An 18,559-nucleotide genomic window follows, 5' to 3' on the forward strand; every position below is an offset into this window, starting at 1 on the left:
ATAATGAAAAAACTATTTTTTGTTGTATTTTTTACGGCTGTTTTTGCCCACGGGGCTGTGCCTGATTTTGATTCCCTTACATTGGACCAGAAATTGGGACAGACGCTTGTTGCTTTTGTCGATACGGACAATGCTCATAAATACCAAAGTGCTATAGAAAAAGGGTTGGTTGGCGGTGTGCTTGTGCAATGGGGCAACTACTCTTTAGAGCAAACGACCGAGCTTGCGGCCAAATTACAAAGCTGGGCGGCCAAATCCCCGCATAAAATACCTTTATTAATTTCAATAGATTATGAAGGCGGCACGGTTTATACTCCGGTTACTTTAGGTTTTGAATATCTTCCGCCAAACATGATGATAGCCGCCGCTAATGATGAGGAAGCAGCGGCCAGAATATTTTATCTTGCCGGCCTTGAACTTAGAAAAGCGGGTATACATATAAACTTTTCGCCCGTGGTTGACGTTAACATTAATCCGGGCAACCCTATAATAGGGGTACGCTCTTTCGGCTCCTCGCCGGAATTAGTGGGACGTATGGGCGCGGCTGTTGTAAGTGGGCTTAGCGCGGCGAACGTAATGTCCGTGGCGAAACATTTTCCCGGCCACGGCAACACTGTTTTGGATTCTCATTACAGCCTTCCTGTTTTAAACATAACAAAAAAAGAAATGCAGGATGTTCATCTGGCTCCATTTAAAAAAGCAATAGAAGCAGGTGTGCCGGGTATAATGACGGCTCATATTATTTATAAAAATTATGACCCCAAAAATCCCGCCACATATTCCAAAAGGATATTAAATGATTTATTGCGTACGGAGATGAAATTTAAAGGCGTAATTATATCAGACGCGCTTGATATGAAAGGCGCTACCTTAGACGGCAACATCGCTTTAAGCGCGGCTAAGACGCTTGAGGCGGGTTCCGATATGGCGCTTTTGGGCAGGTTTTTAAACGCGGATAAAACTTTTAATAAAATTTACGGTTATGTGGGAACGGAACTTTCACAAAAAAGAATTGAAGAAGCTTCTAAAAAAATACTTGATTTAAAAAAACAAATGGGTTTGTTTGACGAACAGAAAGAACCTTTTACCTCCACTTCCAAAGCTTACGCCGCCGCGGCGGAAGTTATAGCCAAAAAATCAGTAACCGTTTTAAGAAATAAAAATAATAAAATTCCGTTAAAAGAAGAGTTTGCTAACACTCCGGGTAAAAAAGTGTGCGCCGTGTTTTTTGCCCCTACAAGATTCGCGGAGGAAATAACTTCGTTTAACAAACCGTTTTTGGAAAAGGGATGGAAGGTAAATTATTATAACGCTATTATGAAACCCACAAGCAAAGATTTAAAACGCGCAAGAGAATGCGCTAAAGGAGCGGACCTTTTTGTTATAGGAACTTTACAGTGGGCGGCAAAACCTTTTTACAAACAAACAGCCGTAATAGGCACTTTGCTTGAAGAATTTCCCGACGCGGTTGTTATATCAACAATGAGCCCGTACGAAGTAAAAACTTACCCCGGCGCTAAAACTGTTTTATTAACTTACGGCATAAGCAAGCATTCAATGAAGGCGGCGGCGGACGTGATTGTGGGCAATATCCCCGCGCAGGGTAAGCTGCCCATAGAATTGGAATAATTATTTTTTTGAGAAATATTTTGCCTTAACAATTTCATAAACCGCCGGCAAGCAGGATATTACCACGATAGTTACTATAATATAGTGGAAATGGTTTTGCACCACAGGCAAATCCGCAAATTTATAGCCCGCCAGAGTAAAAATAAGCACCCAGGCCACAGCGCCTATAACGTTATAACTTATAAAAAAACGGTAAGACATTTTGCCTATTCCCGCCACAAACGGGGCAAATGTTCTTATAACAGGAATAAAACGCGCTAAAATAATTGTTTTCCCGCCGTATTTTTCATAAAAATCATGGGTTTGCTGAAGGTGCTTTTTATTAAGCAGCCAGCCTGTGTCTTTTGTAAATATCTTAGGGCCTATGTGTTTTCCTATTTCATAATTTACGCTGTCACCCGCTATGGCGGCTACAATTAAAACAATTATTATAAGAGGCAGATTTATAGGGCTTTCGGGCAAAGCGGAAAGCGCGCCCACCGCGAATAAAAGAGAGTCGCCCGGTAAAAAAGGGGTTACAACTAAACCTGTTTCACAAAATATAACTACAAAAAGCAAAACATAAAGCCAAGGCCCCAAAGCGCCCGCTAATGAATTTAAATAAACGTCAAGATGTAAAAAAACATCTAATACTGTTGAGAATATTTCCATGGATAAATTCTACCTTTTTTATTCTATTGAAAAAAGGTAATAAATTTATATAATCATTTTATGGCAAACGAAAGAATTTTAATAGCTGATGATAATAATGCGATACGGGAACTTGTTGAAGATATTTTAAAAGACGCGGGATATGAAGTGGTTACCGCCGTTGACGGGGATGACGCCCTTGAAAAAATATATATGCAAAATCCCGCGCTTTGTATCTTAGATTATGAGATGCCCAACAAATCAGGCTTTGATGTTGTAAGAGAGGTGCGCGGGCGCGCCGGTTATGTAAGTATGCCTATTATGATTTTTACCGCTATCTCCGACAGGGATATCAAAATACAGGGTCTCGGTCTTGATATTGACGATTATTTAAATAAACCCGCGGACGCTGAGGAAATTATAGCGCGCGTTAAACTTTTGTTAAGAAGAACAAAGCAAAGGCTTGACTCAAACCCGCTTACCCGTTTGCCCGGCAATCCTTCAATACAGGCGACGATCGAAAGCAGAATACAAGAGCAGTTGAAATTTGCGGTTTTGTATTGTGACTTAAACAATTTTAAAGCTTTTAATGATAAATACGGCTTTGAAGCGGGCGACAAAATTATTAAATTTACCGCCATGACAATTCTTGAAGCTGCTAAATTAGACCCTGAAAACTTTGTCGGGCATATAGGCGGCGATGACTTTATAGCCATAAGCAGCCCGGAAACAGCCGAGACTATAGCAAAAACAATTATTGAGGTGTTCGACGCTAAATCTCCTTCTTTTTATAATGAAAAAGACAGGGAACAGGGATTTATGGAATCATTTAACAGAAAGGGGGAGCAACAGAAGTTCCCGTTTCTTTCAATAGGTATTGGAATAGTACATAATACAAAACGCCCGATAACATCTTACGCTATGGTAAGCAATATAGCGGCCGAGCTTAAAGGATTTGTAAAACAACAGCCCGGCAGTGCCTATGTTTTTGATAGAAGAGATAATTAGCTTATAATTTTTAAAACCCCCGCGGTTTTGGTCCGCGGGGGTTTTTTTATAATGAAAGCATTATGTCTAATCAGTCTATTATTCCGCCGCCTAAAACGATGTCTCCCTGATAAAAAACAACGCTTTGCCCTGCGGTGATAGACATTTGTGGCTCGTCAAATTTTACTTCAGCTCTATTGCCCGGCAAAGGCGTTAAAGTTGCGTTTGAGGGAGTATGCATCTGACGTATTTTAGCTTGCACTTTTACAGGTTCTTTAGGTTCCTCAACTGAGCCCCAGTTAATTTCTGACGCGGTTAAAACATCTTTATATAAATCTTTTTTAGTGCCGACCACAACAAGGTTTTGCTTTGGCAAAAGTTCTATTACGTACATAGGTTCTTTAGCGCCGCTGATGCCGACACCTTTTCTTTTGCCTATTGTATAATTCCAAATGCCGTCGTGTTTGCCTAAAACGTTGCCTTCTTTATCCACAATGCTGCCGGGTTGAGCGGAAAACTGTAAAATATCATTATAATCGCCGCAGTAGAAATCCTGGCTGTCCGCTTTTTCGGCTGCAAGAAGGTTTTTTTCTTTAGCTAAGGCGCGTACTTGTTTTTTTGTATATTCTCCTAAAGGAAAAAGAGTTTCGGACAGTTGTTTTTGTGTTAAACGGTATAAAAAATAAGTTTGATCCTTGGCTTCGTCCAAAGCTTTTCTTAGTTGGTATCTTCCTGTTTCCTCATTAAAAATTATTCTGGCGTAGTGGCCTGTGGCAAACTTGTCAAAAATCACGCCCTGTTTTTTTGCCGACGCGGGTAAAGCGCCGAATTTAATAAAACTGTTGCACCAAATACACGGGTTTGGAGTACGGCCTTTTTTATATTCGTCTTTAAAATTCTCTATTACAATTTTTTTGTACTCTTCACGGCAATCTATTACATGAAAACCGATGCCTATTTCTTTAGCTACGGCGGAGGCGGTTTTTATATCCTCCTCTTCCGGGCCTAAGCAGGCGTTATTTGGTGTTGCCGGCGTGGGAAGGCTTGGGTCCCATATAGACATTGTAGCCCCCGTAACCTCATATCCTTTATCTTTTAATAATGCGGCCGTGAGGGAGGAATCAACCCCGCCGCTAAGTCCTACAAGTATTTTCATAACAATATTATATCTTTTTTGATACGTAACATAAAAAACCCCGGATTTAAATCCGGGGTTTTTTATGTTTACGAAAGCAAATTTAAAGGTCAGTTACTCTATAATGCCTAGCGACGCTGGGCTCCAGTTTTGATATATTCGCTTTGGCGACATCAACGCGTTCCGCAAGCATGTTTCTTATTGAAGGATTGCGTTTCAAACGTTCAATAAGGGTCTGCTCATATATAAATAACTCAGAATCAGGCAAAATGTACAATATTTCTTTGGCGACATCTAAACACTTTTCATTTTGGCACCCTACAGAGGTATACGCCAGCGGAATCATATATGAGTTAAATATTTCCGCGACATAATGCCAAAGGTCCCTTCTGCCTATTGTTATAAAGTGCCCAAACGCGGTTGTGCCGTTATGATCCTCAGCCTTAAGAAGAAAGAGTTTGGGGGTATCTTTCACGTCAGTATACATTACTACGGAAGAGGATGTGCTTACCTGTCTTTTAAATAGTTTAATAAGATGGTCAATATCTTCTTTTGAATTTACGAAGAAGAATAAAGTTTTACCATCGGCATCGCGCATTGAGTCAATTTTTTGTGTAAAATTGCTTGATAACAAAGTTGTTGCCTTGCCGTCTTTAACTCTTTGGAAAACCTGTTGTGTCGTCAATTTTTCAATTGCGAATGAGGATACGGCAAAGGATAAAGCTATTAAGCTTAGGGTTATTTTTTTTGCAAAAAATTTCATTTTAATCCTCCTTTGAATTTGTGAAACTAAGTTATATAGAATACAAAGCGAGTATATTAAAAGTTTAATATTTTTATTACTAAAATGCAACACCTTTTTTTATTTATATGAATTATGTTAATTCATATCATCTAAATGTATAGAATTACTTTCCAAAAGGGGGTGTACAAAAACGCGTTTATTTGCTATATTATAAACAACTTAAGTAAGGTTAAAAAGGGCCCGGCTTAACTCTCCGTATATATAAAAAGCGGGGTGGTTGGGTTTTTTGCCCTTTTTTGATATAATAATAACATGTACGCAATAATAGAAACAGGTGGAAAACAATACTGGGTTAAACCCGGTCAAAATCTGCAGGTTGAAAGACTTAACGCTGAAGTTGGCGCCAATGTTGAAGTAAAAGTACTTTGGGCAAACGACGCGGAAGGCACCTCAGCAGATGCCAAAGCGGGAACAGATTCCGCTAAGGTCACCGCTCAAGTGGTAAGACATTTGAGAGGCAAAAAAATCATAATCTTTAAAAAAAGGCCCAAAAAAGGTTATGAAAGAACACAAGGGCACCGTCAGGATCTTTCCGAAATTAAGATTACCGACATCAAAATAGGTTAAGGAGTTGTGAGATAATATGGCTACAAGTAAATCACAAGGTTCATCCTCTAACGGAAGAGACTCCCACGGTCAACGATTAGGTATTAAAAGATACGGCAATCAATTCGTTAATGCCGGGGAAATTATTGTTAAGCAGCGCGGCACAAAGTTTTTGCCGGGCGTTAACGTTTCCAAAAGCAGTGATGACAGCTTGTTCGCAAGAAAAGCGGGTATAGTCACTTTTGAATGGGCTTACAGAGGCAAAAAACAAGTTTCTGTCTACCCTAAAACAGAAGAAAAAGCCGTTAAAGCAGAAGCAAAAAAGCCTGCTAAAAAAACGGCCGCTAAAAAACCTGCGGCTAAAAAAGAAGAAGCTAAATAAAAATATTTAGACTTATTTAAAAGCACATGCCGTAGCAGGCATGTGCTTTTTTCTTCACAAAAGAACGTGAAACTGTTGGATTTTATATAACCGGGGTTTATACATTATAGTTTGTATAATTAAGTAGTAACGCGAACGGGCGTATTTTAAAAATTTTAGATTAAATATTTTTATGGTTTATAAATAAACCTAAAGCCGCAAGGCTTAAAAAGAGGTAGAAAATGAGTTTTTTAGACAGAGTAAAAATTTATGTTAAAGCGGGTAAAGGGGGGGACGGCTGCCTTTCTTTCAGAAGGGAAAAGTTTATTGAATTCGGCGGTCCCAACGGTGGCAACGGCGGTAAAGGGGGGGACGTTTATATAAAAACCGAGCGTAACCTTACCACCCTTCTGGAGCTTGCCTACAACCCGCATATAGAAGCAAAAAACGGGGAAAAGGGCGGTACTTATAATAAAACAGGCGTCGGAGCAGATGACCTTACAATTTATGTTCCTTGCGGCACAATAGTAAAAAAAGACGGCGAAATAATAGCCGACCTTACTGAAGAAGGCCAAAGCGTTTTGGTAGCCAAAGGCGGCCGCGGCGGCAGGGGCAACCAAAGTTTTAAAACGCATTCTAACACGGCTCCGCGTATTTCGGAAATAGGGCAGCCCGGCGAAGAAATTACTTTGTATTTAGAACTTAAAGTTTTGGCCGACCTTGGGCTGGTTGGCTTTCCCAACGCGGGTAAAAGCACCTTTTTATCAAGGGTGTCAGCCGCCAGGCCTAAAATAGCGGACTATCCTTTCACTACATTAAACCCGAACCTTGGTATAGCCATGCATAAGAAGGTAAGTTTTGTTATAGCCGATATCCCGGGTATTATTGAAGGTGCCAGCGAAGGCAAAGGTTTGGGGCACCAGTTTTTAAAACATATTGAGCGTACCCGCGTGCTTTTACATCTTGTTGATCCTATGGGGTTTAAAGATATCGACGCAGTTGAATCCGTAAAAGTTATTGAAAAAGAATTAAAAACTTTTGACCGTGAGCTTGCAAAAAAACCGCGTATTATAGCGCTTAACAAAGCGGATTTGCCGGAAGCGAAAGAAGTTTATAATAAAATTGTAAAGAAATATAAAAAACATAAAGTTTTTTTAATCTCGGCTGCTACGGGGGAAGGAGTTGATAAAGTTTTAAATGAAATTGTAAAAGTAATTTCAGCCACGCCTGTTCCTAATGTGGCAATATCAAAATCAACCGTTGCAGTGCACGGCGTTGAACCGCTTTTTAAAATTGTTCCGCTTGAAGACGGGCGCGTGCAGGTTTTCGGCCGTAAAATTGAGGACATGGTTAATATGACCCACTTTAACCAGCTTCAAGGCGTGGAACGTTTAAGAAATATTTTTAAGAAAATCGGCCTTGAAAAAGCGCTCATTAAAAAAGGCGTTATGCCCGGCGATATAATTGTGGTTGGCCAAAAAGAGTTTGAGTGGAGCGGCACGGAGTTAGATAGCGAAAGGGCCGAACAACCTGACTTTGAAGGCTATAAACGCAGAACTACTCAGGCTGAACGTTTGGAAAAACGCAGACAGAGAAGACTAAAAAAAGAAGAAAAATAATTGAAGTTAAAAAAGAGGTAATATGAAAAATGGCTTTACTTTGATAGAGCTTTTAGTTGTGGTTTTAATAATAGGCATATTAGCCGCGATAGCTTTACCGCAATATAATAAAGCTGTTGAAAAGAGCAGAGCTTCGGAAGCTCTTTTAATTTTAAAGTCTTTGCATCAGGCTCAAAAAATATATTTCATGCAGACGGGGACGTTTACTTCAAATTTAGATAACCTTGACATTGAAATATCAGGCGCGTCAGATAAAAACATGGGGTCGGTTGGTATAGTAGGCAAACAAACAAAATATTTTGTTTTTTACACTAACTTTGACGCTAACGGAGCCACTGGCCTGGGAGCTAGAAGAATAGACGCCACCGGCGCTACCTTATACGCTTTTAATATCGGGGAATCTTCGAAAGACGATCTTTTCAGGTGCTGTTATATGCAGGAAAAATATAAAGACGTTTGTAATGTTATGGGGTTTAATACAACCGCTTCCGCGTCATATTTTTCAGGTTCATTGGGTTGTTTTTACCAATAGCGGATAAATGTATTAAAAATTTGATAAAATATAAATATGGGTCGGTAGCTTAGCTGGTAGAGCACCTCCTTTACACGGAGGGGGTCGTAGGTTCGAGTCCTATCCGGCCCACCATTTTTAGTAATAAACCCCCTTGGGCTTAACTCGCCGAAGGGGGTTTGTATATTTATTAAAACAATGATACTAAAAATTTATTTTCCGCTGAAATATCCGTTTTTACGACATAAGTGGTTTGCTTTTTACTGTAATATTCCGCAATAAAAGCTTAAAAAATTAAAAAAACTATAGGACTTTTTTTTGGGTACTTATTTTACTTTCCGACGGTAAAAAATTTTGGGATAATTTATATATAAGAATTTAACCAATATATAATTAGTTAAAACAGAGGAGAGTAAATTATGAAGAAAATAACAAAAATAACATCGGCGGCCTTTTTAGCGGTATTGTTATCGGTTTGCGCTTTTGCCAGCGTTAATATTTTTGAACTTGCCGCCAAAGGCGATATCGCCGCGCTTAAAAGAAATGTATCTAAAGAAAATATTTTGACAAAGAATGAAAGAGGCGAAAGCCTTTTCCATGTAGCTAAAGATGAAGCTACCGCGGAATTTCTTTTTAGTGTTTTAAAAGAAAAGAAGCATCAAGAGGCTTTAAACAAAATACAGATAGTATCAAAAGATATGCCCACAGCGCCTTTTGCTTTGTCTTTCGCCGCATCGTCCGAAGCTAAAACGGAAATAGCCAAACTCAAAGATAATAAAAACAATAATGCCTTAGAAGCCGCTCTTGAAAAACATAACAGTTCAGCAGATTTTTACGCTAAATTCTTAAAAACTAAACCAACAGAGACTTTAGCTAAAAAAACAGTCGAAAAAATGTCTGATAAAAAGGCCGTAGAAGCTAAAAAAAAGGAAATTACTTTAGGATACGCCGCTTATTTTGCTGCTTTTGAATCCAAATTCGGGCGTTCCAGCTTCCAATAAGTATAGAATAACACTACATAAACTCCCGCTTTAAAACGGGAGTTTTTTTATTTTGTCTAATGTTTTTATATAATTATAAAAAGGAGAAAGCGCATGGCGGATAAAATATGGATTTTTAACGTAGATGATTTTATTTATAAATCACAAGCCCTTGCCGTTTTAAAAGAGCATGCGCTTACCTATTTGCAAATCTTAAAACCTAACGATATGTGCATAGTTTCACCTTTTACCGAAAAGGATGAATATTTTACGGCTTATACAGCAGCTATAAAAGGGCTTAAACATAAAAAATGGATGTTCCAGCCAAAGAAACATGCCAAGGATGAAAGTCTTATCCAGGCTATTATGAAGGATAAGGCGCTTGTCGGTAAAATAAAAAATTTCTGCAAACACGGTTTTGTGTTAATACCTTTAAAATATACGGAAGAGTTTCAAAAGCTAAGTAAAATGTGCGGTAATAAACTTCTTAACAACAGCATAGCCATACAGGAAGCCAATAATAAGCTGCGCTTTAAAAAGCTTTGCAAGGAATTCGGCATCCGCACCATGCAGCCCGTTTTTGAAAGAAAGGACGGTAAGGACAAATCTCATATACTTGCTTTTATTAACGCCAATGAAACTTATTTGTTAAGGCGGCCTTCATCAATGGGCGGCTACGGCAATATTGCCGGTAAAATAACAGATTTGCTGCCCTTAATGCGCCTTTTTAATAAAGACGGCGATTTTTTTATAGAAAAATATAAAAAAGTTGAAAAAACTTTGGGCTCTCTTTGTATATTAAAAGACGACGGCGCAGCCTTCGTTGGCATTGACTGCCAGTTCCCGCACAGGGAAGGGTGGGAGGGAAGATTTTTTCCTTTTAAAAAATTTGACAAAAAGATTTTAGAAAGGATAAAAGAAAAATCAATGTTGATGGCTGAATATTTCCATAAAAAAGGCGTGCGCGGGCAGGTTAATTTTAATTGGGCTATAACAATAAAAGATGGTGAATATAAATTGAGAGGCCTTGAATGTAACTCCAGATATAACGGTTTTGGTTTATGTTTAAGGCTTGCAAAAACTGTTTTTGACATACCGCAGGAAAAGCTGCATTTTTATTTAGACACTAATATCGCTATTGACGAATCCTACACCACAAAAGATATTATTAAAATTATTTTTAAAATAAACACCGGCGTTAAGTTTAAGGGAGGCATAGTTCTTACTTCTGCCGTGAAAAACGGACGGATGGCTATGTGTTTTATTTCAACAAGCCCTAAAAACGTTCAGCTGTTAAGGCTGGCTTTAAAAAGGGCTGTTAAAAATATCGATTTAAACTAAAGCAAAAAACAAAAAAGCGCCTGACTTTAGTCAGGCGCTTTTTTGTTTTGCCTGTTTAAATTTTTACGGCATAGTAATTCCAGCTGGCACTGCTTTCGTTCGGGGTTGAACTGCCGAAGGATTTGCAAATTTTGTTTGCCGTTGCGTTAGAAGTTGCGGCCGCGCAGGCGAAAGAGTTTTTTATTGAATGAATATTTTCATAGTGGGCAATAACAAGCTCGCCTGTTATTTTTCTGGCGGCGGGGCCTTGGTCCCAAAGCTCATAATAGTAATTTTTGTCTTTTATTTTTTCATAAGGTTCAGTGGTTGAGGAAGAGTATTTGTCCCCTGGAACTCCGATATCTAAATCATCAAACGTTTTTGGCTTTTCCCCTGTTGCCAGTTGATATCGGTCCGACGCGTCCTTTATAGCTTTAACCATAATAAAAGCCTGCGACGCGCGCGATTTTTCAACCGCAATTTGGTATTGTGGCAAGGCGATAGCGGCTAATATGCCTATTATTAAAACCACAACCAAAAGTTCTATTAACGTAAACCCTTTTTTCATAAAAAGTCCTTTTAAAAAAATATAATTAAGTTATGGAAATTATACTAAAACAAATTGAGATGTTGTTAAGTCCCGAAATTGACGCCGTTGCCAATATGGCAAACACGGCAGCTGTTATTTTTAACTCTTTACCGCGGCTAAACTGGGCCGGGTTTTATATTTTGAAGGGGGACAAGCTTGTTTTGGGTCCCTTTCAGGGTAAACCAGCCTGCGTAAGAATTTCGCTAGGCAAAGGCGTTTGCGGCGTTTCGGCGCGGGAACGCAAAACGCTGGTGGTGTCTGATGTGCATGAATTCCCAGGACATATAGCCTGCGACAGCGCCTCCCAAAGCGAAATAGTTGTTCCCATAATAAAAAACGGTACGCTTTTTGGCGTGCTTGATATAGACAGTCCGATAAAGAACCGTTTTTCAGATGAAGATAGAATATTTTTTGAAAAAGTTGTTGGGCTTTTTTCCAAATATTCCGATATTTAAAAAACCTTTTTTATGGTTAATTTGGTAAAGTCTGTCTGTGTTGCCCGTTAATTTATCTTTGTGTATTAAAATAAAGCCCCGGATTTTCCGGGGCTTTATTTTTACAATCCTAAAGCTTCTTTAATTCTGGTTTCAACATCTTCTGTAAGTTTGTCTTTGTGTTTAAGAGGTATTTTAAACAGTGCGTCATTAGGTACGCTGTTTTTTCTTCTTAATTGATAAGCAATGCCGCTTTCCACGGGAATTACAAGTATTTCAGCTTCTATAAAATATTTATTTACAAATTTTGCATTTGTAAGCTGTTGTATTTTTACGGCTACGGATTTTGGTATGAAGGTGGCGTCGTCATTGTTTAACAAGCGCGGGCTGTATTGCACAAGCATCAAAACCGGCCTGCCTATTTTATTTATTGTAAAAATTCCGCCGCCTTTTAATATGCCTGAAAAACCTTCAATATAACAATATTCAACATCTAAAAAATTAACATAGCATTTAAGTTTGCGTTTGGCGGTATTTCCAGTAACAACGCGGGTCTTTTTATCTTTTGGGGAAAGAAATTGTTTTAGTTCAGCGTCGCTTTTAAATAACATTATAGACGGGTTGTACGCTTTATTTAACTGCGTTTTAAAATCCTCGGGAATATTCCAATTTGAAAAATTTAAAAGAGCGAAATCCTGTCTTCTGTCATCTTCTTTTGATAAAAGAATTTGCCCGAAATCCTGCACGTTTTCATCCTGTTTTTTTATTTTCGGGTTAAATGTAGCGATGGCGGATTTCTTTTGGTGTATTATACGGATGTTTTTAAGATAATTATTATGTTTTTTTCCTTTTAAAAGGGTAAATTCGGAATTTCCTTTGGGAAGGCAGGATTTTCTTGTTAAAATCCAGTTTTTGTCAATTATAACGCCATCGCACCTTGTTTCTATGGCCGGGGTATTATCTGTCTTTGAATCCTTGTAATGGTTAAAATATAATGATACGGTGGCTTGTTTTATAAGAAAATTTGTATTTTGCGCGGCCGCTGGCAAAGCGCATGCGGCAAGCGAAACTAAAAGCAACATTAATGGGTTCTTCATAAACATCTCCTTAGGTAACTGCATTTATAATATTACGGTTAAACCCATATAAAAAAAGGGTCAAAAGACCTATTTGTAATATAGGTCTTTTGCCTTTTTTACAAAAACTAATTATCATTTATCAAATTAGAAATTTTCTTTTTTATTTGCTTAAAGGTATTTTCATTTTGCTTTTTCATTTTTTCAAAATCAGCTTTTCTATATCCAGGTTTGGGAATTAGAAAGAAAGAAGGTTCTCCGTTTTCTTTTACAAAAGCTTTCTCTATAGCTATAGGAGTAAACTCGTTGTCTACTAGGTTTAATGTGGCGGGCTGTATGGATGTCTGTATTTTATAAATAATATTTTTAGGGATAAAAGTTGATTCATCTTTTTTATCGTAAGACATTAAAAGCATAACGGGGGTTTGTTTGTGAGGGTTTTTTATATATAAGGCGGCCCCGTTTTTTACGCTGACCCCGCCTTGCGTATAAAAATATTGGCTTATCCCTCGGCTTTCGATTTTTTTGCCTTTACCGCTTGTTTTACCATGATAGAACAAATTAACCGAGTCCCCTTTGCCGGAAAAGAAAAAGTAGTGCGCGTGGTCTGCTGAAGGGAAAACCATAATTTGGGCAGGGACAGCTTTTTCTAGATGTTCTTTAAAATCTTTTGACAAAGGCCATTTGCTTAAATCAATTATGATAAAATCCTCTGTTGGGGAGTCGGCATTGAATCTGTATACAATTCCCAAAGGCTGTTGTTTTTTATATAGTTTGCTTCTATGGTCAAAAAAATCTTTTACATCAAAATTTATGGTCGTTTTTTTGCCGTTATTTTCTATTTCGGCGTAAGCCATATAATCGTGCCGGGTTACAAGGGGTTTTTTTGATATTCTTCCCGTTCCGCCCGGAAAACAGGAACTTCGGGTAAGCATTATATTTTTTGCGATTATCACTCCGTCGCAGCTAAAAAGCTTTGATGAATACCTTGGGTCAGGCTCGGCGGTTACTTTTATAAGTCCGCCAGCGTGGTTAATTTTAAATTTTACATGAGCGGAATTAATTTTATCCGTAAAATCATTTGCAAAAATATTTGCCGCTAAAGCTAAAACAGTTGCCATTATAAGAATTTTTCGCATAATCCGCCTCTGAAAAACACAATATATTTTTGTTTTTTGCATGGTCTGGCTAACACGGGGCCCGGTAAACGGCAAAAGACAATTCTTTAAACAGTCGTAGATGCCACGCCGGGTTTTATATGTCAGATTATATATATAGTATATAAAAAAACACCCCGCTTTTGCGGGGTGTTTTAAACTGTTGCTTATTATTTATCAACAACTTCAGCTTCAACAACATCTTCTTTGCCGCCGTCGTTGGGCTGGCCTTGGGCTTGCGCGCCCGGTTGAGGGCCTGCCGCGCCTTGTGCTTTAGCCTGGGATTCTTTATATATTATTTCCCCAAGTTTTTGGCTTGCAGCAAGCGCGTCGTCTTTGGCTTTTTTAATTCTTTCAACATCGTCGCCTTTTAACGCTTCCTTAAGGTCTCCTAAAGCGCGGTCAATGTTAAGTCTGTCTTCCTGGGGAACTTTATCGCCGTGTTCTTTAAGCGCTTTTTCCGTTTGGAAGAGCACTGAATCAGCCTCGTTTTTAGCGTCAACTCTTTCTTTGGTTTTCTTATCTTCATCAGCAAATTTCTCTGCTTCTTTAACAAATTTTTGTACTTCATCGTCGCTTAATTTTGTTTTGGAAGTAATTGTAATATGCTGTTGTTTGTTTGTGCCCAAATCTTTGGCGGAAACGTTTAAAATACCGTTAGCGTCAATGTCAAAGGTAACCTCGATCTGCGGTACGCCTCTCGGCGCTGGTGGAATGCCGTCTAAATCAAACTTGCCTAAAGGCACATTGTCCTTTGCCATGGGGCGTTCGCCCTGAAGAACGTTAATTGTAACCGCGGGCTGATTGTCCGAAGCGGTGCTGAAGACCTGAGTTTTTCTGACAGGTATGGTTGTGTTTCTTTCAATAAGCCTTGTTGTTACTCCTCCTAAGGTTTCAAGACCTAAGGATAACGGGGTAACGTCTAATAAAAGAACGTCTTTAACGTCGCCCGTTAAAATACCCGCTTGTACGGCGGCGCCTGTGGCAACGCATTCCATAGGGTCAATGCCGCGTTCAATTTTTTTGCCGGCATGGTCTTCAACATATTTTTGGACTATAGGCATTCTTGTGGGGCCGCCTACTAAAATAATCTTGTCTATTTCGGTTGATTTAAGCGAAGAATCGTTTAAAGCCTGGTCAATGGAAGCGCCGCAGCGTTTTACAATGGAATCAACTAAGCTTTCAAGTTTAGCTCTGGAAAGTTTAAGCTCCAAATGTTTCGGGCCGTCGGCTCCAGCGCTAATAAACGGAAGGTTAATGTCGGTTTCCATTGTAGTGGAAAGTTCGATTTTTGCTTTTTCCGCGGCGTCTTTTAAGCGTTGCGCGGCCTGTTTGTCGGCTGATAAGTCAATGCCGGTTGATTTTTTAAATTCGCTTACCATCCATTCAATGATGGCGTTGTCCATATCAGTACCGCCGAGTTTTGTGTCGCCGGAGGTGGATAAAACGTCAAATGTTCCTTCTTTACCCATTTCCATTATTGTAACGTCAAGCGTACCGCCGCCTAAGTCAAATACCATTATTTTTTGTTCTTTGCCCGCTTTATCAATACCGTAGGCAAGGGCGGCCGCGGTAGGTTCGTTAACAAGTCTTACAACTTCTAAACCCGCGATTCTGCCCGCGTCTTTGGTGGCCTGTCTTTGGTTGTCGTTAAAATAGGCGGGTACGGTGATAACCGCTTTTTCAACAGGTTCTCCTAAGAACGCCTCGGCGTCTTTTTTAACTTTCTGTAATACGAAAGCCGATAACTGCTGTGGTGTAAATTCCTGGCCTCTTAGAGTAAATTTGTAATCTTCGCCCATTCTTCTTTTGAAAGCTGTAACCGTGCCTTCAGGATTGGCGATAGCCTGCCTTCTGGCGGGTTCGCCTACCAATCTCTGTCCGTCTTTGGTAAACGCCACGTATGAAGGAAACGCTTTGCCTCCGATAGAGCTGCCTTCTGCTGAAGGAATGATTGTGGCCCTGCCGCCTTCCATGGCCGCAGCAGCCGTATTTGATGTTCCTAAGTCTATACCTATGATTCTTGCCATATTATTATTTCTCCCTATTTGAGCCTGTTAACACTAATAACATTTTATGTTTTAATATTAACCTGTTTTTATATAGTTATTACTGTTAACAGGCCCATAAATTTTTTAAAAATGTTTACTTCTTTTTTGCGGAATTTTCTTTTTTATCCGCGATTTCTTCTTCCGCGTTTTTTTCAGCGGATTCTTCCGGGGCTTTTCCCACGCAAACTTTAGCGTGCCTTAAAACCCTGTCTCCTACCTTAAAACCTTTTTGTACTTCTTCTACCACAAATCCGTCTTTTTCACCGTTACAGGGAAGCATTGTTAAAACTTCCTGTTCCATGGCGTTATAAGGTTTACCCAAAGATTCCATAGGGATTACGCCGTTATCTGAAAACACTTTTTTCATTTCCTTAAAAATAATATCAAGGCCGTGTTGTAAGTACTTCGCGTCGCCGTGGCCGGTTTTTTTTATTTCGCCTTCCGCTTTTACCATAGCGTCATATAAAGGTAAAAAGCTTAAAAGTACCTGTTCCGCTCCGAAGGCCACTAACTGGGATCGCTCCCTTTCCGTTCTTTTGCGGTAATTGTCAAACTCGGCTTTTAGTCTTATAAGCTGCTCATAATAGTCGGGTTTTTCTTCTTGGGCCGGGCAGGACTCCCCTTCTAATTCAATATCTTTTTCTTCTTTACCCATTTATTCTTCTTCCTCCGTTTCTATAAGAGTACCCCAATTGTTCATACTGTTTTCCAGCAAGTCTCCGATAAAATTAACCAGAGAAATCATGCGGGTATATTCCATATGTTTTGGGCCTATAATCCCAAGCATACCGATGGTTTTATCCCCCACCTTATATGCGGACGAGATGATACTCAAATTTTTAAATTCTTTTAATCCGTGTTCGGAGCCTATCGTAACGCTGATTTTATTGCCGCTGTGCTGCAAATCTTTTATTCTTTCTTCCATCATAGCGGCAAAAGATTTTCTTTCTTCGACAATCCGTAACATTTGCCTTAAATCATCGTAATCGGTGTCCGTAATGCCTTCAAGCAGCTGTCCCAGGCCTTCTAAATAAATTTCGGAGTTATTTTGGGCCTCCGAAATTTCTTCCAAAACTTTTTTGGCTAAAATAAGAACATCGTTAATCTCATTATTACCGGTGTTCATTGATTCCCAAAGCACTCTTTGCGCGTCAACCACGGTAAGGCCTGCAAGTTTTTCGTTAATAACATTGCTTAAAAATCTTAATCTGGCCGGGGAAATAGTGTAATTTGTTCTTAACGGAAGGTGTTTTACGCTTCCGCTTTCCGTTACCAAAACGGCCAAAATATGTTCGGGCGCTAAAGGTATAAAATCTAATCTTTTGACAACTTGTTCAGCTATGCTGGTTGTATATACAAACCCGGCCGAATTTGAAAGAGCTGCCAGCATTCTTGAGGTTTGTACCATAGTTCTGTCCAGTTCTGAGCTGGCGTCCTCATATTCTTTTTCAATGCGTATTTTTTCCTGCGCCGCTATTTTTTGTACTTTTGATAAATAATCAACATAAAATCTGTAAGCTTTATCGGTAGGAATGCGGCCGCCCGAAGTATGCGGTTGTAATAAGTAGCCTTCTTCCTCAAGCTTCTTCATAATATTTCTTATGGTGGCGCTTGAAATGCCCGGCAAAGCGTGTTTAGCTACAAGCTCCGAACCGATAGGCCTTCTTGTTTCAACAAACTTTTGTATTACCCAGCGAAGAAGTTTTTCCTCTCTTTCCTGGGCTACTTCAGGTTTTAGTATTCGCATAGATTACCTGTTTAACTTTTGCTTAATTAGCAGACTTTAAAGCTGACTGCTAATAGTATAAAAAATTTTTTTATTTTTGTCAATTTGTTTTTTAGTCTGCTAATTATAAGCTTGTTTTGTTGACGGCAGGAAAAAATAAAACCATTATAAAAAAGTATAATATATGTATATGGATATACATTTTATAGACTCGCACGCGCATATGACAGACCCTGCCTTTGATTCCGATAGGGACGCTGTTATAAAAAGCTGTTTTGAAGCGGGCGTTAAAAATATTATTGAAATAGGGTGCGACACGGCTGAGTGGGCGCCCTCGCTCGCGCTGGCGGATAAATATAAGGGAAATATTTACACTGTTTTAGGTATTCACCCAAGCTGCGCTAATAATTACAGCGAGGCTGCTTTGGAGGAGTTAAAAAAACTTTTACTCCTTCCCTCTGTTGTCGGGTTTGGGGAAATCGGACTTGACTATATTCATACCAGTACTTCTATAGAAGAACAAAAACAAATTTTTTCAGACCTTCTTTGCATAACCAAAGAAATAAGCAAACCGATTGTTTTGCACGCCAGGAAAAATAATGACCCCGAAGATTACGGCGTTTATGGGGATATGTTTAAAATATTAAAACAATCTTGGACGCCTTCCAAAACGGCGGGCGTTTTACATTGTTTCAGCGGGCGTTATGAACACGCGGTAAGCGCGCTTGATATGGGTTTAAAATTAGGTATTAACGGTATTATTACCTATAAAAAAAATAATGATTTAAGGGAAACGCTTAAAAAGGTAGGTTTGGAAAATATTTTATTGGAAACAGACTGCCCGTATTTGCCGCCGCAAAGCATAAGAGGTCAGCGCAACAGCCCAAGGTATATACCTGAAATAGCAACTTATATTGCCGATTATCTCGGGATACAAGTTGAAAAAGTAGCCGAAATAACCACACACAACACTAAAGAAATGTTTTCTTTATAAAAAACTTTT

General features: G+C 39.1%; 19 protein-coding genes and 1 tRNA gene. 11 read left to right on the plus strand and 9 right to left on the minus strand.

Going from position 1 to position 18,559, the window contains the following annotated elements; all coding sequences use genetic code 11:
* Positions 1-3 precede the first annotated feature (3 nt).
* Positions 4-1,629 (plus strand): glycoside hydrolase family 3 protein, encoded by a 1,626-nt coding sequence (locus EMIN_RS00430; protein ID WP_012414266.1) that lies wholly within the window; start codon positions 4-6, stop codon positions 1,627-1,629.
* Here EMIN_RS00430 and EMIN_RS00435 read toward each other — a convergent pair whose 3' ends face one another.
* Positions 1,630-2,280 (minus strand): DedA family protein, encoded by a 651-nt coding sequence (locus EMIN_RS00435; protein ID WP_012414267.1) that lies wholly within the window; start codon positions 2,278-2,280, stop codon positions 1,630-1,632.
* 60 nt (positions 2,281-2,340) lie between these two features.
* On the opposite strand from EMIN_RS00435, the gene EMIN_RS00440 reads away from it, so the two are divergent.
* Complete coding sequence (locus tag EMIN_RS00440; RefSeq protein WP_012414268.1) at positions 2,341-3,267, plus strand: GGDEF domain-containing response regulator; 927 nt, start codon at positions 2,341-2,343, stop codon at positions 3,265-3,267.
* Positions 3,268-3,337: 70 nt separating this feature from the next.
* On the opposite strand, the gene mnmA is transcribed toward EMIN_RS00440, so the two are convergent.
* The gene (gene mnmA / locus EMIN_RS00445) at positions 3,338-4,402 is read right to left on the minus strand and encodes a tRNA 2-thiouridine(34) synthase MnmA (protein ID WP_012414269.1); all 1,065 of its coding nucleotides are present in this window, start codon (positions 4,400-4,402) and stop codon (positions 3,338-3,340) included.
* An 82-nt stretch (positions 4,403-4,484) separates the two neighbouring features.
* Positions 4,485-5,144, minus strand: coding sequence for a hypothetical protein (locus EMIN_RS00450; RefSeq protein WP_012414270.1), 660 nt, complete (start codon positions 5,142-5,144; stop codon positions 4,485-4,487).
* A gap of 294 nt (positions 5,145-5,438) precedes the next feature.
* On the opposite strand from EMIN_RS00450, the gene rplU reads away from it, so the two are divergent.
* From rplU to EMIN_RS00485, 7 genes are all read left to right on the plus strand, one after another.
* Positions 5,439-5,753, plus strand: a complete 315-nt coding sequence (gene rplU, locus EMIN_RS00455; protein WP_012414271.1) for a 50S ribosomal protein L21 — start codon at positions 5,439-5,441, stop codon at positions 5,751-5,753.
* A 16-nt stretch (positions 5,754-5,769) separates the two neighbouring features.
* Positions 5,770-6,114 carry a 50S ribosomal protein L27 gene (gene rpmA, locus EMIN_RS00460; RefSeq protein ID WP_012414272.1) on the plus strand — a complete coding sequence of 115 codons (345 nt, stop codon included), beginning with the start codon at positions 5,770-5,772 and terminating at the stop codon, positions 6,112-6,114.
* 221 nt (positions 6,115-6,335) lie between these two features.
* Positions 6,336-7,712: a GTPase ObgE gene (gene obgE, locus EMIN_RS00465; RefSeq protein ID WP_012414273.1), complete on the plus strand. Its 1,377-nt coding sequence runs from the start codon at positions 6,336-6,338 to the stop codon at positions 7,710-7,712.
* A 22-nt stretch (positions 7,713-7,734) separates the two neighbouring features.
* Positions 7,735-8,244, plus strand: a complete 510-nt coding sequence (locus EMIN_RS09305; protein ID WP_012414274.1) for a type IV pilin protein — start codon at positions 7,735-7,737, stop codon at positions 8,242-8,244.
* A 38-nt stretch (positions 8,245-8,282) separates the two neighbouring features.
* Positions 8,283-8,358 (plus strand) — tRNA-Val (locus tag EMIN_RS00475).
* 284 nt (positions 8,359-8,642) lie between these two features.
* Entirely contained in the window at positions 8,643-9,224 is a 582-nt protein-coding gene (locus tag EMIN_RS00480; protein WP_012414275.1) for a hypothetical protein, read from the plus strand.
* A gap of 93 nt (positions 9,225-9,317) precedes the next feature.
* Positions 9,318-10,544 (plus strand): hypothetical protein, encoded by a 1,227-nt coding sequence (locus tag EMIN_RS00485; RefSeq protein WP_012414276.1) that lies wholly within the window; start codon positions 9,318-9,320, stop codon positions 10,542-10,544.
* Positions 10,545-10,599: 55 nt separating this feature from the next.
* Here the strand turns inward: EMIN_RS00485 and EMIN_RS09310 are convergent, their stop codons facing one another.
* Positions 10,600-11,091: a type IV pilin protein gene (locus EMIN_RS09310; RefSeq protein WP_012414277.1), complete on the minus strand. Its 492-nt coding sequence runs from the start codon at positions 11,089-11,091 to the stop codon at positions 10,600-10,602.
* A 32-nt stretch (positions 11,092-11,123) separates the two neighbouring features.
* Between EMIN_RS09310 and EMIN_RS00495 the strand changes: the two genes are divergently transcribed.
* Entirely contained in the window at positions 11,124-11,567 is a 444-nt protein-coding gene (locus tag EMIN_RS00495; protein WP_012414278.1) for a GAF domain-containing protein, read from the plus strand.
* A 101-nt stretch (positions 11,568-11,668) separates the two neighbouring features.
* Here EMIN_RS00495 and EMIN_RS00500 read toward each other — a convergent pair whose 3' ends face one another.
* The 5 genes from EMIN_RS00500 to hrcA form a co-directional block, all read right to left on the minus strand.
* Positions 11,669-12,643, minus strand: coding sequence for a hypothetical protein (locus EMIN_RS00500; protein WP_012414279.1), 975 nt, complete (start codon positions 12,641-12,643; stop codon positions 11,669-11,671).
* Between the two features lie 107 nt (positions 12,644-12,750).
* Positions 12,751-13,761 (minus strand): hypothetical protein, encoded by a 1,011-nt coding sequence (locus tag EMIN_RS00505; protein ID WP_012414280.1) that lies wholly within the window; start codon positions 13,759-13,761, stop codon positions 12,751-12,753.
* Between the two features lie 188 nt (positions 13,762-13,949).
* Positions 13,950-15,809 carry a molecular chaperone DnaK gene (gene dnaK, locus EMIN_RS00510; protein WP_012414281.1) on the minus strand — a complete coding sequence of 620 codons (1,860 nt, stop codon included), beginning with the start codon at positions 15,807-15,809 and terminating at the stop codon, positions 13,950-13,952.
* Between the two features lie 115 nt (positions 15,810-15,924).
* Positions 15,925-16,485, minus strand: coding sequence for a nucleotide exchange factor GrpE (locus EMIN_RS00515; protein ID WP_012414282.1), 561 nt, complete (start codon positions 16,483-16,485; stop codon positions 15,925-15,927).
* Positions 16,486-17,577, minus strand: coding sequence for a heat-inducible transcriptional repressor HrcA (gene hrcA / locus EMIN_RS00520; protein WP_012414283.1), 1,092 nt, complete (start codon positions 17,575-17,577; stop codon positions 16,486-16,488).
* A gap of 169 nt (positions 17,578-17,746) precedes the next feature.
* Between hrcA and EMIN_RS00525 the strand changes: the two genes are divergently transcribed.
* Entirely contained in the window at positions 17,747-18,550 is an 804-nt protein-coding gene (locus EMIN_RS00525; RefSeq protein ID WP_187146163.1) for a TatD family hydrolase, read from the plus strand.
* Positions 18,551-18,559 lie beyond the last annotated feature (9 nt).

This window comes from Elusimicrobium minutum Pei191 (assembly GCF_000020145.1).
GTDB lineage: Bacteria > Elusimicrobiota > Elusimicrobia > Elusimicrobiales > Elusimicrobiaceae > Elusimicrobium > Elusimicrobium minutum.

Bases quoted from the DNA above. Each gene is read 5' to 3' on its own strand.
- mnmA (WP_012414269.1), bottom strand. From the start codon at position 4,402: ATGAAAATACTTGTAGGACTTAGCGGCGGGGTTGATTCCTCCCTCACG.
- EMIN_RS00525 (WP_187146163.1), top strand. From the start codon at position 17,747: ATGGATATACATTTTATAGACTCGCACGCGCATATGACAGACCCTGCC.
- EMIN_RS00480 (WP_012414275.1), top strand. From the start codon at position 8,643: ATGAAGAAAATAACAAAAATAACATCGGCGGCCTTTTTAGCGGTATTG.
- EMIN_RS00435 (WP_012414267.1), bottom strand. From the start codon at position 2,280: ATGGAAATATTCTCAACAGTATTAGATGTTTTTTTACATCTTGACGTT.
- EMIN_RS00515 (WP_012414282.1), bottom strand. From the start codon at position 16,485: ATGGGTAAAGAAGAAAAAGATATTGAATTAGAAGGGGAGTCCTGCCCG.
- EMIN_RS00430 (WP_012414266.1), top strand. From the start codon at position 4: ATGAAAAAACTATTTTTTGTTGTATTTTTTACGGCTGTTTTTGCCCAC.
- hrcA (WP_012414283.1), bottom strand. From the start codon at position 17,577: ATGCGAATACTAAAACCTGAAGTAGCCCAGGAAAGAGAGGAAAAACTT.
- EMIN_RS00500 (WP_012414279.1), bottom strand. From the start codon at position 12,643: ATGAAGAACCCATTAATGTTGCTTTTAGTTTCGCTTGCCGCATGCGCT.
- EMIN_RS00495 (WP_012414278.1), top strand. From the start codon at position 11,124: ATGGAAATTATACTAAAACAAATTGAGATGTTGTTAAGTCCCGAAATT.
- EMIN_RS00505 (WP_012414280.1), bottom strand. From the start codon at position 13,761: ATGCGAAAAATTCTTATAATGGCAACTGTTTTAGCTTTAGCGGCAAAT.
- EMIN_RS09305 (WP_012414274.1), top strand. From the start codon at position 7,735: ATGAAAAATGGCTTTACTTTGATAGAGCTTTTAGTTGTGGTTTTAATA.
- EMIN_RS00485 (WP_012414276.1), top strand. From the start codon at position 9,318: ATGGCGGATAAAATATGGATTTTTAACGTAGATGATTTTATTTATAAA.
- EMIN_RS09310 (WP_012414277.1), bottom strand. From the start codon at position 11,091: ATGAAAAAAGGGTTTACGTTAATAGAACTTTTGGTTGTGGTTTTAATA.
- rpmA (WP_012414272.1), top strand. From the start codon at position 5,770: ATGGCTACAAGTAAATCACAAGGTTCATCCTCTAACGGAAGAGACTCC.
- EMIN_RS00440 (WP_012414268.1), top strand. From the start codon at position 2,341: ATGGCAAACGAAAGAATTTTAATAGCTGATGATAATAATGCGATACGG.
- EMIN_RS00450 (WP_012414270.1), bottom strand. From the start codon at position 5,144: ATGAAATTTTTTGCAAAAAAAATAACCCTAAGCTTAATAGCTTTATCC.
- obgE (WP_012414273.1), top strand. From the start codon at position 6,336: ATGAGTTTTTTAGACAGAGTAAAAATTTATGTTAAAGCGGGTAAAGGG.
- rplU (WP_012414271.1), top strand. From the start codon at position 5,439: ATGTACGCAATAATAGAAACAGGTGGAAAACAATACTGGGTTAAACCC.
- dnaK (WP_012414281.1), bottom strand. From the start codon at position 15,809: ATGGCAAGAATCATAGGTATAGACTTAGGAACATCAAATACGGCTGCT.